13 protein-coding genes are annotated in these 14,522 nt (G+C 40.2%); 4 read left to right on the forward strand and 9 right to left on the reverse strand.

Annotated features, from left to right (window positions below; all coding sequences use genetic code 11):
* The first annotated feature begins 8 nt into the window (after positions 1–8).
* Positions 9–3,602 (forward strand): AAA family ATPase, encoded by a 3,594-nt coding sequence (locus FTV04_RS09600; RefSeq protein WP_180089333.1) that lies wholly within the window; start codon positions 9–11, stop codon positions 3,600–3,602.
* A 47-nt stretch (positions 3,603–3,649) separates the two neighbouring features.
* Here the strand turns inward: FTV04_RS09600 and FTV04_RS09605 are convergent, their stop codons facing one another.
* Both FTV04_RS09605 and FTV04_RS09610 read right to left on the reverse strand, forming a co-directional pair.
* Complete coding sequence (locus FTV04_RS09605) at positions 3,650–4,450, reverse strand: thioesterase family protein (protein WP_180089334.1); 801 nt, start codon at positions 4,448–4,450, stop codon at positions 3,650–3,652.
* A 194-nt stretch (positions 4,451–4,644) separates the two neighbouring features.
* Positions 4,645–5,331, reverse strand: coding sequence for a YggS family pyridoxal phosphate-dependent enzyme (locus FTV04_RS09610; RefSeq protein WP_180089335.1), 687 nt, complete (start codon positions 5,329–5,331; stop codon positions 4,645–4,647).
* A 125-nt stretch (positions 5,332–5,456) separates the two neighbouring features.
* Between FTV04_RS09610 and FTV04_RS09615 the strand changes: the two genes are divergently transcribed.
* Together FTV04_RS09615 and FTV04_RS09620 are read left to right on the forward strand one after the other, a co-directional pair.
* Complete coding sequence (locus FTV04_RS09615) at positions 5,457–6,494, forward strand: type IV pilus twitching motility protein PilT (RefSeq protein WP_078190026.1); 1,038 nt, start codon at positions 5,457–5,459, stop codon at positions 6,492–6,494.
* A gap of 27 nt (positions 6,495–6,521) precedes the next feature.
* Positions 6,522–7,643 (forward strand): PilT/PilU family type 4a pilus ATPase, encoded by a 1,122-nt coding sequence (locus tag FTV04_RS09620; protein ID WP_168379063.1) that lies wholly within the window; start codon positions 6,522–6,524, stop codon positions 7,641–7,643.
* Positions 7,644–7,721: 78 nt separating this feature from the next.
* Here the strand turns inward: FTV04_RS09620 and fur are convergent, their stop codons facing one another.
* Positions 7,722–8,159, reverse strand: a complete 438-nt coding sequence (gene fur, locus FTV04_RS09625) for a ferric iron uptake transcriptional regulator (RefSeq protein ID WP_078193101.1) — start codon at positions 8,157–8,159, stop codon at positions 7,722–7,724.
* A 112-nt stretch (positions 8,160–8,271) separates the two neighbouring features.
* On the opposite strand from fur, the gene FTV04_RS09630 reads away from it, so the two are divergent.
* Positions 8,272–8,670, forward strand: coding sequence for an outer membrane protein assembly factor BamE (locus FTV04_RS09630; protein ID WP_078193102.1), 399 nt, complete (start codon positions 8,272–8,274; stop codon positions 8,668–8,670).
* Positions 8,671–8,713: 43 nt separating this feature from the next.
* Here FTV04_RS09630 and FTV04_RS09635 read toward each other — a convergent pair whose 3' ends face one another.
* The 6 genes from FTV04_RS09635 to FTV04_RS09660 all read right to left on the reverse strand — a co-directional run bounded on the left by FTV04_RS09635 (position 8,714) and on the right by FTV04_RS09660 (position 14,385).
* Positions 8,714–9,040 carry an RnfH family protein gene (locus FTV04_RS09635; RefSeq protein WP_180004252.1) on the reverse strand — a complete coding sequence of 109 codons (327 nt, stop codon included), beginning with the start codon at positions 9,038–9,040 and terminating at the stop codon, positions 8,714–8,716.
* The gene (locus FTV04_RS09640; protein ID WP_180022273.1) at positions 9,040–10,122 is read right to left on the reverse strand and encodes a hypothetical protein; all 1,083 of its coding nucleotides are present in this window, start codon (positions 10,120–10,122) and stop codon (positions 9,040–9,042) included. The genes FTV04_RS09635 and FTV04_RS09640 overlap by 1 nt, the downstream gene beginning before the upstream one ends.
* Before the next feature lie 142 nt (positions 10,123–10,264).
* A complete protein-coding gene (locus FTV04_RS09645) occupies positions 10,265–10,720 on the reverse strand; it encodes a bacteriohemerythrin (protein WP_078190032.1) in 456 nt (151 codons plus the stop codon).
* A gap of 263 nt (positions 10,721–10,983) precedes the next feature.
* A complete protein-coding gene (locus tag FTV04_RS09650; protein WP_180089336.1) occupies positions 10,984–11,832 on the reverse strand; it encodes a class II glutamine amidotransferase in 849 nt (282 codons plus the stop codon).
* Between the two features lie 209 nt (positions 11,833–12,041).
* On the reverse strand, positions 12,042–12,950 hold the full coding sequence (gene argB / locus FTV04_RS09655) for an acetylglutamate kinase (RefSeq protein WP_078190033.1): 909 nt from the start codon (positions 12,948–12,950) through the stop codon (positions 12,042–12,044).
* Positions 12,951–12,960: 10 nt separating this feature from the next.
* Positions 12,961–14,385, reverse strand: coding sequence for a phosphomannomutase/phosphoglucomutase (locus FTV04_RS09660; protein ID WP_180089337.1), 1,425 nt, complete (start codon positions 14,383–14,385; stop codon positions 12,961–12,963).
* Between the last annotated feature and the right edge of the window lie 137 nt (positions 14,386–14,522).

The raw sequence follows: 14,522 nt of genomic DNA on the forward strand, positions 1-14,522 counted from the left end.
GAATTGCCATGAAAATTTTATCTATACGTATTAAAAACTTGGCATCTTTAGCGGGTGAACATTTTATTGATTTTGAATCTGAGCCTTTAGCCAGTGCAGGCTTAGTAGCAATTATTGGCAAAACTGGTGCAGGTAAATCAACCATTTTAGATGCCATGTGTTTGGCGCTGTTTAATCGTGTGCCACGTTTAAAAGACAGCGATGGTAAACTGATCGATATCGATGGTTCAGAGTTGCCAACCAACTCACCGCAAACCGTATTACGCCGTGGCACAGGTCAAGGCTTTGCCGAGCTCAGCTTTGTTGCCCAAGACCAAAAAGTCTATTCAGCGCGTTGGGAAATTAAACGTGCCCGTGAAAACCCAAATGGCAAATTGCAAAGCGTACAGCGTTCACTGAAATGCTTAACGGATGGCAGTGTCGTTGCAGATAAAACTAAAGCGGTTGAGAGCCAAATTTTACGCATTACTCAACTCAGTTTTGAGCAATTTACTCGTGCTGTTTTACTGGCTCAGTCAGAAGTGACCGCTTTTTTAAAAGCGCGTGATAATGAACGTGGCGAGCTATTGGAATATCTGACCAATTCCAGTATTTTCGGAAAAATTGGTCAATTGGCCTTTGAAAAAACTAAACAAATTGCCAATCAGCGTAAAGAGCTGGAAAATGTTTTAGGACATATTGAAATATTGTCTGATGAAGATCTAATAACAACCACGAATCAATTCAATACGGTTTCTACAGAATATAAAAAGCTGGAAATAGAAAAATCAGCGTTCGAAAAAAATCAACAGTGGTATGAACAAAAGCAAAAATACGAAACTGATGTGCAAGCACGTCAGCAACAACTACAAAATCAGCAACAACAACTTGATGCACTTGCGCCTGAAAAGCTACAACTGCAACAACTTGAACGCTTTTCATCTATACGCCCAAGTGTAATTCAACAAAAAAATATCAAGCTTGAAATTGCACAATTACAGCCGCAATTGACACATGCACAACAGCATTTTTCAGAGATTGAACAACAATTCAATGCTGAAAAAACCATCTTTGAAAAAATAGATACAGAACAAAAACAACAGCATCAATTTGAGATTCAACATCAAGACAAAATTAAACTGGTGCGTGACCGGATTGCTGAACGTCTTGTATTGGTAGATCAATTACGCAAAGCGCAAGGTGATTTTAAAGAGATTGAAAACCAACTTGTTCCGCATATCAACAATGAAAAACAGATGAAGGAACAGCTTGAGCAACTGCAAACCAATATTGCTCAACACACGGCACAGCTAGAAAGTTCAAATCACTTTGCCTCACTCGATGATGCACTTTCAGCGCATATCACACAGACTCAACGATTTATTCAAAGTTATGCACAATTTGAAAAAAATTATGGCAATGTGCAACAAGCCAATACACAATTACAGACACAACAAAAACAACTTGAAAAATTAACGCAAACATTTGGGCAAGAAGATGCGCTCAATCAGAAAATTTCATCACTACGTTACGAACGTGACCAGCTTTTACAAAAATTAAATCAGCTCAATGTTGTTCAGCAACAATGGCAAAGCTTCCAAAATATTGATGCTGAAAACAACAATCTCATGACGGTGAAACGTACACTAGCTCAGCAAATTAAACAAAGTCATACGCAGCTAAAAACGGCCGAACTTACCTATCAAACGCAGAAAAATGAGCGTGAAAAACTGCAACACATGTTGCAACAACAGCGCTTACTGAATACGGAAAATATTGAAAAATTGCGTGCAGATTTGGTCGATGGCGAAGCGTGTTTAGTCTGTGGAAGTACCCATCATCCTTATTCAGAAAAAGAAGCTTTTTCTGATGAATTACTGAAACTACAAACGCAACAAGAACAACAAGCACTTGCATTGGAAAAAGTGGCTTTCGAAGCTTGGCAAAAATTACAAACCACCTCCACTCAGCAAACCGCGTTAATGGATGCCAATGCGCAACAGCTAGCGACCTTAAAAATACAACTAGATCAGGCAAAAAATGCGCTTCAACAACAATTAAATATTCTAAATATTTCTTTTGATTTTTCACATCAGCATGAAGCCTTGGCGCAACTGATTCAGACAAGAATCAATGAATCACAACAAGCGCAAAAACAAACTGAAGATGCCTTAATTTCACATGAAAATGCTCAAAAACAAAGTCATGCACTCATAACTTCAATTCAACAAACCACACAGCACTTATCCAGTGTGCAACAAGCTGAAATCAATATTCAGCATATTCTCATTGTGTTGAATGACGTAGAAAAAAAATTATGGGAACAGTCGACTTTAAGCGCGGCTGAACAGATTTATCACACACTACAACAACGTCAAAATTACTTAAAGCAACGCCACGAGTTAAATACTCAATATAATCAAACTTCACAACAGCTTGAGCACTATCAGCAACAAATTAAATTTAGTCAGGAAAAAATTCAAACGGCTCAAAATCTAATTGAAAATTTAACAATTGAGGGCAAAAAAAATAGTGATATTGCGATTCAAACTATTTTTGAGATGACCCAAACACAAGTTGAAAAACCACATGATTGGTTAAATGATTTTGACCAAAACAGACAACTGTTACAGACGAGATTCAATCAGGCTCGTCAAACATTCGATCAAGTACGTCAAGCCTTTGAAACCAGTCAAAGTCGCTTAAAAGAATACCTCACCCAGCAAACACAATTAGTCACTCAAATGAGGCATGTTGAAAATACGCTTCAACAATGGATGAGCCAAAATTCAGAATTTAGTGAAACGCTGTTAGCACAACTTAGTGCAATTTCATATGAACAAGAACAGCAGCTTAAACAGCGTGTTTTAAATGCAGAACGTGCCTATTCAGATGCTCAAGCAGGTATTCAGGCTATTCAAGAAACGTTGAAACAGCATTTAAAAACACAGCCTGAAATACAAATTTTACAAATCGAGCGTGTCATTGCACTAAATCTTAAAGCCCTTGCAGAACAGCAAAAACTTAGAGATCAACTTAAAAGTAAGTTAGATGTTCATTTTTCTAACCTCAGCAAACAAAAACAATTTGCCGATCAGATTCAACAGATCCAATCTGAAGAACATCGTTGGAATAAAATTTCGAGCTTAATGGGCGATGCAACGGGCAAGAAGTTCCGTGATTTGGCGCAGCAATATAACCTTGATATTTTAATCGAGTATGCTAACCAGCAATTGGCGATACTTTCACAGCGCTATACCTTAAAGCGCCTTGAAAATTCCTTAAGTCTAGCCATTATCGATCATGACATGGATGGCGAAACTCGCTCTGTCTCTTCGCTTTCAGGTGGTGAGTCGTTCTTAACAGCACTCGCTTTATCCTTAGCCATTGCAAGCATGGCATCAGGAACAACGAAAATCGAAAGCCTATTTATTGACGAAGGATTTGGCACGCTAGATGCCTCAAGTCTACACATGGTGATGAATGCTCTAGATCAGTTGCAAAACCAAGGCCGTAAAGTAGTATTGATCTCGCATATTCAAGAAATGCACGAACGAATTCCTGTGCAAATTCAGGTCAATCCTGTCGGAGCAAGTGCAAGTACCATCCAAATCGTGTCTTAAAAAAGCCTGCTTAAAGCAGGCTGTATAATTTTTGCTTCTCTAGCTCGCTACGTCCCAAGTGGACGTAGCGTTAAAATCTGTTCACTGCGTCCAAATGGACCTTGTAGATCATGCAGAATCGTACTACTTAAACCGATTCCATCTGTTCCATATTGTTGAACCGTTTCTAGTCCAAGCCATTTCCCTGCCGGGATACGGTACAAATGAATCTGCAAATCTAAGTTTGGAAAGCCCCATTTTACGGGAAATTCCTGCCGCGGTACGATGCCATTCGCGGTGTCAACTAACCCCATTAACCTGACAAAATCTACGGTTGTTTGACCTTCAATCATGTCATATGTTGTAGTCAACCAAACAATACCTTTACCAGCTCGTCGCTCATGACTTCGAGCTTCAATCGACTGAATAAACCCGCCCGGCCATTGGTATATCCCTTCCCAAATGGGCGCATTTTCTGGCCCCCAAACCTGATGATCTTCAACTCCAGAAATATCTATTGAGTTTTGCGTCATCATTCGCCATGTCCTTGCGACAATACAGCTTTTGCCCTGCGCCCGCATTTCAGATTCAATCAACTCAATAGTTTTTCCAGGACGGATCACTTGCGTAATTATTTGAAACTCTCCAGCAGGAATTAAGCCCAAAATATCTAGGCTGATGCGCCCGATTCGCATGCCTTCACGTGGCGAAAATTGATTTAATTCAGCACAAATAATTCCTGTAGCAGGCGCCATGTGCTGTTCATGTGCATTCCATGCACCTTGTGCTAAATCGGTCGAACGGTAATGTGCCGTGACACAGCCTTGCGCATCTACTTCGCGTTGAATCAACTGATAATATGCCGTCATGAACTTCCCTATTTGTCCTAGTGTTGAATTACTTCAAAATCAAAAACATCCTGATTATTTTGTACTCAACTTTAATGGAAAGTTCAAATTAAAAGGCTCACTTTGAACCCATAGGTTTCATCCATTGTGAAAACTTATCTGCTGTGCTTACACTTTATAAGCTTGGTTTTTGAAAGCAGGCTGAATCTTCTGTCCTATTTCGAATAATCACGTGCACCAAACAGCGCTGTTCCCACACGAACCATCGTTGAACCTGCAGCAATCGCATCCACCATATCACCTGACATCCCCATACTTAAGGTATCCCAATCTTCAGGTTTCACATGCTGTGCTTTGACGTGTTCAAAGAGCGCTTTGGCATCAGCAAACGCTTGCGGATTGTTTGGAGCAGGAATCACCATCAGTCCACGTAAGCGTAAATTCGGTAGCGTAGAAATCTGTGCGACCAAACCTGCTACTTCATTCGGCTGACAGCCATCCTTCGTATCTTGCGCATCAATATTGACTTGTAGGCAAATATTCAAAGGTGCTTGCGTCGCTTCTCGCTGGCTTGATAAACGCTCCGCAATAATCAAACGGTCTACCCCATGCACCCAAGCAAAGTTTGAAGCCAAATGTTTGGTTTTATTGCGCTGTACATGACCAATGAAATGCCAATCAATCTCTAAATCTGCCAAAGCCTCAATTTTTTCAAGCGCTTCTTGCAGATAATTTTCACCAAATGAGCGTTGCCCCGTTGCATACATTTCTCTTAGCATTTCAGCAGGATGCGTCTTAGATACAGCCAACAATTCAACCGATTGCTGTGGTCGACCCGCAAGTTGGCAAGCCTGCTCAATTTGCTGCAAGACTTGATTTCGTGCTTCTTGAAGTTTATTCATTGACGGGGTTCTCATTTCATTCATCTTTTTTTGCATTGCCCTGCAACTAAGTGTTGGTTAAGCTGTGGGAAAGCCTTATTATTCTATCAAAATAATTAAGATTTAATTTTTATCTCGGGGATTTTATGGACATTACAGAACTATTGGCCTTTGCTGCCAAAAATAACGCTTCGGATTTACATTTATCTTCTGGTATGCCACCAATGATTCGTGTGGATGGTGAAGTTCGTCGTATCAACCTTCCTGCTCTTGAACATAAAGAAGTGCACAAATTGGTTTACGACATCATGAACGATAAACAGCGTCGTGATTACGAAGAAAAATTAGAAACTGACTTTTCATTTGAAGTACCTGGTGTGGCTCGTTTCCGTGTGAACGCATTTAACCAAAACCGTGGTGCTGGTGCCGTATTCCGTACCATTCCTTCAAAAGTACTAACCATTGAAGATCTTGGCATGGGCCAAATCTTCAAAGATATTTGTGAATATCCACGTGGCATCGTATTGGTGACCGGTCCAACAGGTTCGGGTAAATCAACCACGCTTGCTGCGATGGTCGATTACATTAACGACAACCGATATGACCATATTTTAACGGTCGAAGACCCGATCGAATTTGTACACGAATCAAAAAAATGCTTGGTCAACCAACGTGAAGTACACCGTGATACGCACGGCTTTAACGAAGCACTTCGTTCCGCACTGCGTGAAGACCCGGATATTATCTTAGTCGGTGAGATGCGTGACCTTGAAACCATTCGTTTGGCGCTGACAGCTGCTGAAACCGGTCACTTGGTCTTCGGTACACTCCATACAACCTCTGCCGCAAAAACCATTGACCGTGTGATTGACGTATTCCCTGCTGAAGAAAAAGACATGGTTCGTGCCATGTTATCTGAATCACTTCAAGCCGTAATTTCACAAACCCTACTCAAGAAAAATGGTGGCGGTCGTGTGGCTGCGCATGAAATCATGATCGGTATTCCTGCGATCCGTAACTTGATTCGTGAAAACAAAGTCGCGCAAATGTATTCTGCGATTCAAACGGGTGCCAACTACGGTATGACCACACTCGATCAAAGCTTAAAAAACCTTGTCGCAAAAGGCATTATTAGTACGCAAACTGCACGGACTGCAGCGAAACAACCCGAATCTTTCTTGTAATTTTTTTATTTTTCTGGGGCGATCGTTATGGATTTTAACGGCTTACTTGATTATATGGTGGAGAAAAAAGCATCGGATTTGTTTATTACAGCCGATGTTGAACCCTCGATTAAGATCAATGGGCAAATTTTGCCAATTGGCTCGACTAAGTTACCGGGCCCGACTGTCGGTCAAATCTTACATTCGATTATGTCTGACAAACAGCGTAAGGAATTTGCCGATACGCGCGAATGTAACTTTGCCATTAGTAATACCAGTAAATCTGCTCGTTTTCGTGTCAGCGCCTTTCAACAACGTGACCAGCCAGGTATGGTGCTGCGTCGTATCGAAACCGTTATCCCAACGATGGATGAGTTGAAATTACCGCCGATTTTAAAAGAATTAGCGATGACCAAGCGTGGCATTATCATTTTCGTAGGTGCAACGGGTACAGGTAAATCAACCTCTTTGGCATCTTTGATTGGCTATCGTAATGAAAATAGCAAAGGTCATATCATTACAATTGAAGACCCGATTGAATTTGTACACCAACACCGAGGCTGTATCATTACCCAACGTGAAGTGGGTATTGATACCGACTCTTTCGAAGTTGCCTTAAAAAATACGCTACGTCAGGCACCTGACGTGATTCTGATTGGTGAGATTCGTTCACGAGAAACTATGGACTATGCGATTGCCTTTGCTGAAACCGGTCACTTGGTTTTTGCAACACTGCATGCCAACAACGCCAACCAGGCCATCGATCGTATCATTCACTTCTTTGAAGCAGATCGTCATAGTCAGCTATTCATGGACTTGTCTTTGAACTTAAAAGCAATGGTTGCGCAGCAGTTGATTCCAACCATTGATGGTAATTCACGTCGTGCTGCCATTGAGATTTTGATCAACTCACCTTTAATTTCAGACTTAATCCGTAAGGGTGAAGTGCATGAAATTAAAGACCTGATGAAGCGTTCTCGTGAACTAGGTATGCAAACCTTTGACCAAGCCTTATATGACCTTTATAAAGCCAAGCAAATTAGCTACAAAGATGCGCTCAAACATGCCGACTCACCGAACGACCTGCGTCTACAAATTAAATTGTCTGAAGAAGGCGGTGAGCATTTACTGCGTGCAAATTCAAATATTACCTTTGATGGTCAACATTAATTTTGCTTAAACGCTTTCGGAAATAAAAAACAGACTTCACATGAAGTCTGTTTTTTATTCATTCTCATCCGCATCGGATTATTTTTTACGATATGCTTCTTGGCATTCAGGCGCATCACAATAGCCATAAAGATTTAATGAGTGACCTGTAAGTTGGAAACCAAATTTTTCTGCCACTTGATGTTGCTCATGCTCAATCACATCATTAGTAAATTCCACCACTTTATTGCAGTTTTGACACACAATATGGTCATGGTGATCTTCTTGCATAATCTCAAAAACAGAATGATTGTTTTCAAAATGATGGCGTTGAATAATACCTGCAGCTTCAAACTGTGTTAACACGCGATACACAGTTGCTAAACCCACATCTTCACCCTGTTCAAGTAAAGTCTTATAAATATCTTCTGCGCTTAAGTGATGTTGTCTTGAATTTTCAAGCAATTCCAATATTTTAATTCGTGGAAGTGTAACTTTAAGTCCAGCTTTACGTAAATCTTGATTTGAAATAGGCATGAAAAAAGGTCTCTCAACAAAATTAAAGTTGGAATATGCAACAAAGTTTAGATGCAGTATGATCTATCCTTGGATCAAATGCATCATAATTAATTTGGGATAGTTTAGCAAAATGCAAAAAATCATGCTGACGTTATTTGTCACTTCATTGCTCGTAGGCTGTTCAACCTTGGGCGTTTATAAAGTTGATATTCCACAAGGTACACCTTTAACTCAAGCACAAGCGGCTAAAATTCAAGTGGGAATGAGCCACCAACAAGTTCGCTTTTTGCTAGGTAGTCCAACTGTTGCCGATCCAATGAATCCGTTACGTTGGGACTACATTTATAAGTATACCCCAGGAACATATGCTAAAAAAGCCAAGATTCCTGCTGCACATGGTCAACACTTAAAAATCTTCTTTGACCAAAACGGTATCGTTCAAAAAATTGAAGGCTTAGAAACCATTCCAGAGTCTCAACCTGGCTTACCAGGTTCTAAAGAAGCGATTTTAACGGCGCCACCACTATAGTCGCTTTCAGATAAAAATAAACCCCTAAATTTAGGGGTTTTTTTTATAAGTACAATTGTTTGAAACGATTGCCTCGACAATAACGACCAACGGGATTTTTCTTGGCGCGATTACGACGAATATCTTTCGGATTAATGGTTAATGCACGATAGATTTCGACACGATCACCTGCTTCAAGTAACTGAGATGAATCGCTTACACGCGCCCCGAAGATTCCTAGTGTTAATACTTCTGGTAAATCTACTTGTTTTCGAATGCCACTTTGCACAATAGCATCTTCAACCGTCATACCGGGATTAAAGATTAGAGGAATTAATATCTGCTGTTCCACGCTCGCATAAGCCACCCACACTTGTAACTGAGCTGTCATTAGAATAACTGCCCAATCACAGCCACCAATGCCAATATTATTGACAAGGGCACTACGATACGTACGGCAATACGCCAAATATTATAAAAGGTTTCATGACTGAAGTTCATTGACTTACGTAGATGACTAATCTTCATAATCCACCCTGCGAAAATCGCATAAATCAGACAAATAATTAAGCCCCAAATCAATAAGGCAATATTAAATACTGGAACAACAGTGCTCAGTGCCCATACAAAAACCGCAACCAATAAAATCGCCCATTGCACCACTACGGCCAATTGGCGTTGTTGTAATTGTTCACGTGCCATTTGAATCAGCAATGCTGAAGCTGCGACTAAACCCACAACCAGTGCTAAAGCAGGTACTTGTGCTTTTGCTGCGAAAAAGGCAAAAGCAACCACTGCCAAAAGTTGAGCGATCCAAATTGGAAATACCGTTTTGCTTGCAATCTCTTGTTGCTTCACGGCTGGTAAACTTGACTGCCAGTACAAGCCCATCCCCAAACCACTTGCTACGAGCGCCAAGACAGTTGCATTGCCCCATTCACTAAATTCGAGCGCAGTCATTTTCCACTCTGGTAAGGCAGTTCCCATAACATTCGCTAAGACTACTGCAGCAATCACACCAATAGCGGTCAAAATCACTAAAAATTGGCGTGGTACAAACGACAATGCAAATGCAATGACCGCAAGGACAGCCAAAATCATGCTATAGGCAAAGCCATTAGCTGTAAAAATTGCCACATATTGCGATGCGGCTGAAAGCATGGCACCTGCTAAAAATGGAATAAATACTACGGCAAGCCAACCGACTACACGCCATTTGGGTGAAGCATCCGCATCACGTGTTAGCGAAGACAGTGCTTGAACTGCTGTGGTTTTTGAACGTTTTGCTAAAGCAATTTCCAAATAACATAGCGGTAAAGCTAAAATAAGCATTGTACCTAGCCACAACAGCCAGAAATCTAGCTGACGTTCAATTTGAATACCTGTTACCGGTGCTAAAGTTGCAATAATGATAAAAGATAAACAGAACGCCATCAGTGGCGATAACCATTTCGACATCGCATTGTCCTGCATGACAAATTCCTTTGAAAATTCTAGCGCTATTTTGCCTTGCTGTGCCTTGAAAATCAAAAACAAAAAGCAAATCACCTTAAAGGTGATTTGCTGCGCAAATGATATTATTAGAATTTAATTGTTTTTATTTCATTTTTTGAGGTTATGAAAAGAAACGTGCAAACCAATTTTTGCCTTTTTTCTTTTCTTTTTCTTTGATGATACCCATCATATTTTCTTTAACCGCACCGACATAATCAGCATCATCGTGCTGAATATGGTTAATCAGCCATTTTGAAAGCACTTCATGTAATTCATTTTCAATCGCATGCCCCATTTCAAAACGGTCACGATAAGATTCAATTTTTTTAATAAATAAATCATGTACACGTTTATGCGGCACACGATATTTATAACCCGCTTCTTCTTGTAAAGATTCTTCGAAGGTAAAATGTGATTGAGTGTAATCAATAATGTTTTCCAGAATTTGTTTTACACGATCACGATCTGTATTTGCGTCAATGCCATCAATTTCATTGATGTAGTCAAGAATCCGTTTGTGTTGATCGTCAATCACATCGATACCAGTATTGTATTCTGGAACCCATTTCATTTTCATTACGACCACCTATAAATATGAAGGACTTATCACGTAAATTTCATCATATAATTAAAGAACTTAAATAAAAATGAAGTAAAAAGGTTGGTTTTAATTGAAATACTGCCATTTATATTGTAATCAATTGTTTTTATTATGTTAATTTATTTAATCCCGAGTATAAAGCTAAGATATTTTTTAATCAATTCAATATCTTAGAAAACACCCTTAATTCAATAAAGTGTAAGATATTCATTTTTATAATGAATATCTTTCATTCAAAATTAATACTGATCTGCACGTGTGACACGTTTTAAAGATGGGTCCAGCCGCTCACGTTCTAAACGTTCAACAACCGTCTTTGCAGCACGAATTGGACGACCATGTTGAAATAAAATCATTTCACCCGGCTCAAATGCTGTCCAAACTTCGTTTTGCGTTAGGGGTTCAGTGGTAATCACGGCAACACGGTCTTCAGGCGTAGTGACTTCACTAAAATCGACTTCAACATCAATATCAATCAACTGTGCAGGCTGAAATGGAAACTCTCGAACCAGCCAATGCAGCTTGGTAATCGCATAACTAAATAGCGCCTGCCCATTCGACAAACAAAAATTAAAGGTGCCATGTTCTGCAATTTTAGGAGAAATTTCTAATAACAGATCAAACACCTGATCGAGTGTAGGTTCGGTATAACCAAAACGTTTCACCATTTGCTCGAGCAAATAGCAAAAGGCCAATTCACTGTCGGTATTGCTGACGGGGCTGAAGCGCCCTGTGAGCTCAGGCTGAAAGCCATGCAGGTCGCCATTATGCGCAAAAATCCACTGTCTGCCCCACAATTCACGACTAAATGGATGTGAGTTTTCAAGATTAATTTTGCCTTGCGTCGCTTTACGAATGTGTGCAATCACATTGCGAGATTTAATCGGATAGTTTCGGATCAGCTCAGCAATCGGAGACTCTACAGCAGATTGATTGTCGACAAATAAACGACATGCTTTATCTTCAAAAAAAGCGATACCAAAGCCATCACAATGATCTGAGGTAATTCCTGCTCGCTGCGAAAATCCCCGAAACGAAAAAGTAATATCGGTAGGAGTCGCACAATTCATTCCGAGCAGCTGGCACATATCGATCATTTCTGCAGTAAATCTATGATTTCTCTATTGTGCATGACAGTTTTAGTTGTTGTAAATCTAAAATCGGCGCCATTATAAGAGTTTTTATAATCCAACAGGGCAAATACATTATTTGATCTTTTCAAAAGTTACTTAGCCAACTGATAAATAATAAAAAAGCCTCAAAAGAGGCTTTTTTATATCAAAAAATGCTAAGTATCTTAAGCTTTTTTCACATTGGTTCGATTGGTGATTAATGTACCCACACCATGATCCGTAAAGATTTCAAGTAATGTTGCATGAGGTACACGACCATCAACAATATGTGCGCTGATTACGCCGCCTTTGACTGCATCTAATGCACAGCCAACTTTCGGAATCATGCCGCCATAGATCACGCCAGTTTCAATCAAACGATCGACTTCTTGGGTGGTTAACCCAGTCAGCAGATTTTTATTTTCGTCTAAAACACCCGTGATATTGGTCAATAAAATTAGCTTTTCCGCACCCAATGCTTCAGCCACTTTACCTGCAACCAAGTCAGCATTGATGTTATAGGTGTTGCCGTCTTCGTCTACACCTAATGGTGCAATCACAGGAATAAAATCGCTTTGGGTAAACATTTCAAGTACGTCAGTTTTCACACCAACCACTTCGCCAACTAGACCTAAATCAATCTGTTTTACTGAACCATCTTCGGCTGTTTTTTCCATCAATAATTTTTGCGCACGGATCAAATTACCATCTTTACCCGTTAAACCAATTGCACGGCCACCGTGTTTATTGATTAAGTTCACAATCGATTTGTTCACGCTGCCGCCCAAGACCATCTCGACAACTTCCATCGTTGCAGGATCAGTCACGCGCATACCGTCGATACGATCAGACTCACGGCCTAATTGTTTGAGGAATGAATCCACTTGTGGACCACCGCCATGAACCACAATCGGATTTAAACCAACCGTTTTCAGCAGCACGATATCACGTGCAAATGAGCTCTCAAGCTCAGGATCGGTCATGGCATTACCACCATACTTCACTACCAGCGTCTTACCCGCAAAACGTTGAATATACGGCAAAGCTTCCGTCAGGATTTGTGCTTTGTCGATGCCAGTATGTTGATGTGGCATTTGCCTCTCCTTATTGAGCATCTGGAATGTCATGAGCAATGTCTGGATAGTGCTCAACTAACATGGAAACAAACAGATCTCGTATTTCTTTTAAGCGTGCTGATGAGTTGGCATCAAAGCGTAAAGTGAAATACTCACCTGTATTCGATGCTCGAATGATGCCAAATCCATCATCAAAATCAAGGCGTATTCCATCAATTTTACTGATTTGTGCCGGAATTCGCGTAGAATTGGCTTCAACCTGCTTTAAAACTTCCGCTGGATCATGCTGATGCGTACTGACATATAAATCTTCGGTACTAAAGCGCTCCGGATATTTCGCCAAAGCTTCTGACAATGTCAGCCCCTGAGTTTGAATATATTCTAATACCCTTAAGGCAGCATATAGACCGTCGTCATAGCCACCACCACGACCGTCATTAAAAACATAATGCCCTGCGTATTCACCACCAAAAACCGCTTTGCCTTTAGATTGGGAAATATACTTTCGCAAAAAACTACTGCCTGTTCGAATCATGACAGGCTGCGCATCTAGATCACTCACAGTATCGCGAATCATCGTTGAACATTTCACATCAAATACCACTTCTGCATGTGGTTTTTGAGTCAAACAAATTTCAGCAAATAAACATAATAATCGATCTGCAGAAACCACTTTGCCAGTTTCATCAATTAACACTAAACGATCACCATCACCATCTAAAGCAATGCCAATATCGGCCTTTTGCAACTGTATGGCTTGGCGAAGGTGAGTTAAATGTTTGAGCTGTGATGGATCTGGAGCATGATCAGGGAAATGACCATCGGCTTGGCAACGTAGTGCCAAAACTTCACAGCCTAATTTGTTTAATAATAAGGCTGCACAATGCCCAGCTGAACCATGCATGCCATCGATCACCACTTTAAGCGGTTGCTGTAAATGAATGTCATCTAAAATAAATTTCTGATAGGCCAAACAATATTCAGGCTTGATTTCGTGTGGCTCAAGTTTAGTCATCAAATGCACACGTTCCGATGAGAAACAATTTCGTGCTTCGACTGCGACGTGTTGAATCATCTCCGGGCAAGGTGGCTCACCTTTGATAATCCACTTGATACCATTATCTGATTTTGGATTATGGCTCGCCGTCACCATAATGCCATTGCCTTGAAATTGTCCCGCAATAAAATACAACATCGGGCTTGAGCAGCAGCCAATAATTTCCGCTTCAAGGCCAGCATCATGGCAGACTTTTTGAATTATTGTTGCATAGGTTGGACTGGTTAAACGCGCATCATAGCCAATAGCAAGGCTCTTTTGACCTGCATCTAAATATTGTTTTACTAAGCCGTAAGCAATCGACTGAACTAAATCAGCATTTAATAGCGATATTTTCCCGCGAATATCATATGCACGAAAAATATGTTGCGGAAAGTGATTAAACAGTGAACCCATACTATGTTCTTCTAATTACATCTTTATTAATTAAAAAATCTAAAATTCTCATGAGAATTTAAGCTTTTAATTAAAGGATAAAATCCTGTAAAAAAGTATAACTTTTTTATAACAATTTTAGTTAATAATCAATTAAT

This window comes from Acinetobacter sp. YH12219, from assembly GCF_013417875.1.
Lineage (GTDB): Bacteria > Pseudomonadota > Gammaproteobacteria > Pseudomonadales > Moraxellaceae > Acinetobacter > Acinetobacter amyesii.

Coding starts and splice junctions, on each gene's coding strand:
- FTV04_RS09600 (WP_180089333.1), top strand. CDS start 9: ATGAAAATTTTATCTATACGTATTAAAAACTTGGCATCTTTAGCGGGT.
- FTV04_RS09605 (WP_180089334.1), bottom strand. CDS start 4,450: ATGACGGCATATTATCAGTTGATTCAACGCGAAGTAGATGCGCAAGGC.
- FTV04_RS09610 (WP_180089335.1), bottom strand. CDS start 5,331: ATGAATAAACTTCAAGAAGCACGAAATCAAGTCTTGCAGCAAATTGAG.
- FTV04_RS09615 (WP_078190026.1), top strand. CDS start 5,457: ATGGACATTACAGAACTATTGGCCTTTGCTGCCAAAAATAACGCTTCG.
- FTV04_RS09620 (WP_168379063.1), top strand. CDS start 6,522: ATGGATTTTAACGGCTTACTTGATTATATGGTGGAGAAAAAAGCATCG.
- fur (WP_078193101.1), bottom strand. CDS start 8,159: ATGCCTATTTCAAATCAAGATTTACGTAAAGCTGGACTTAAAGTTACA.
- FTV04_RS09630 (WP_078193102.1), top strand. CDS start 8,272: ATGCAAAAAATCATGCTGACGTTATTTGTCACTTCATTGCTCGTAGGC.
- FTV04_RS09635 (WP_180004252.1), bottom strand. CDS start 9,040: ATGACAGCTCAGTTACAAGTGTGGGTGGCTTATGCGAGCGTGGAACAG.
- FTV04_RS09640 (WP_180022273.1), bottom strand. CDS start 10,122: ATGCAGGACAATGCGATGTCGAAATGGTTATCGCCACTGATGGCGTTC.
- FTV04_RS09645 (WP_078190032.1), bottom strand. CDS start 10,720: ATGAAAATGAAATGGGTTCCAGAATACAATACTGGTATCGATGTGATT.
- FTV04_RS09650 (WP_180089336.1), bottom strand. CDS start 11,832: ATGTGCCAGCTGCTCGGAATGAATTGTGCGACTCCTACCGATATTACT.
- argB (WP_078190033.1), bottom strand. CDS start 12,950: ATGCCACATCAACATACTGGCATCGACAAAGCACAAATCCTGACGGAA.
- FTV04_RS09660 (WP_180089337.1), bottom strand. CDS start 14,385: ATGGGTTCACTGTTTAATCACTTTCCGCAACATATTTTTCGTGCATAT.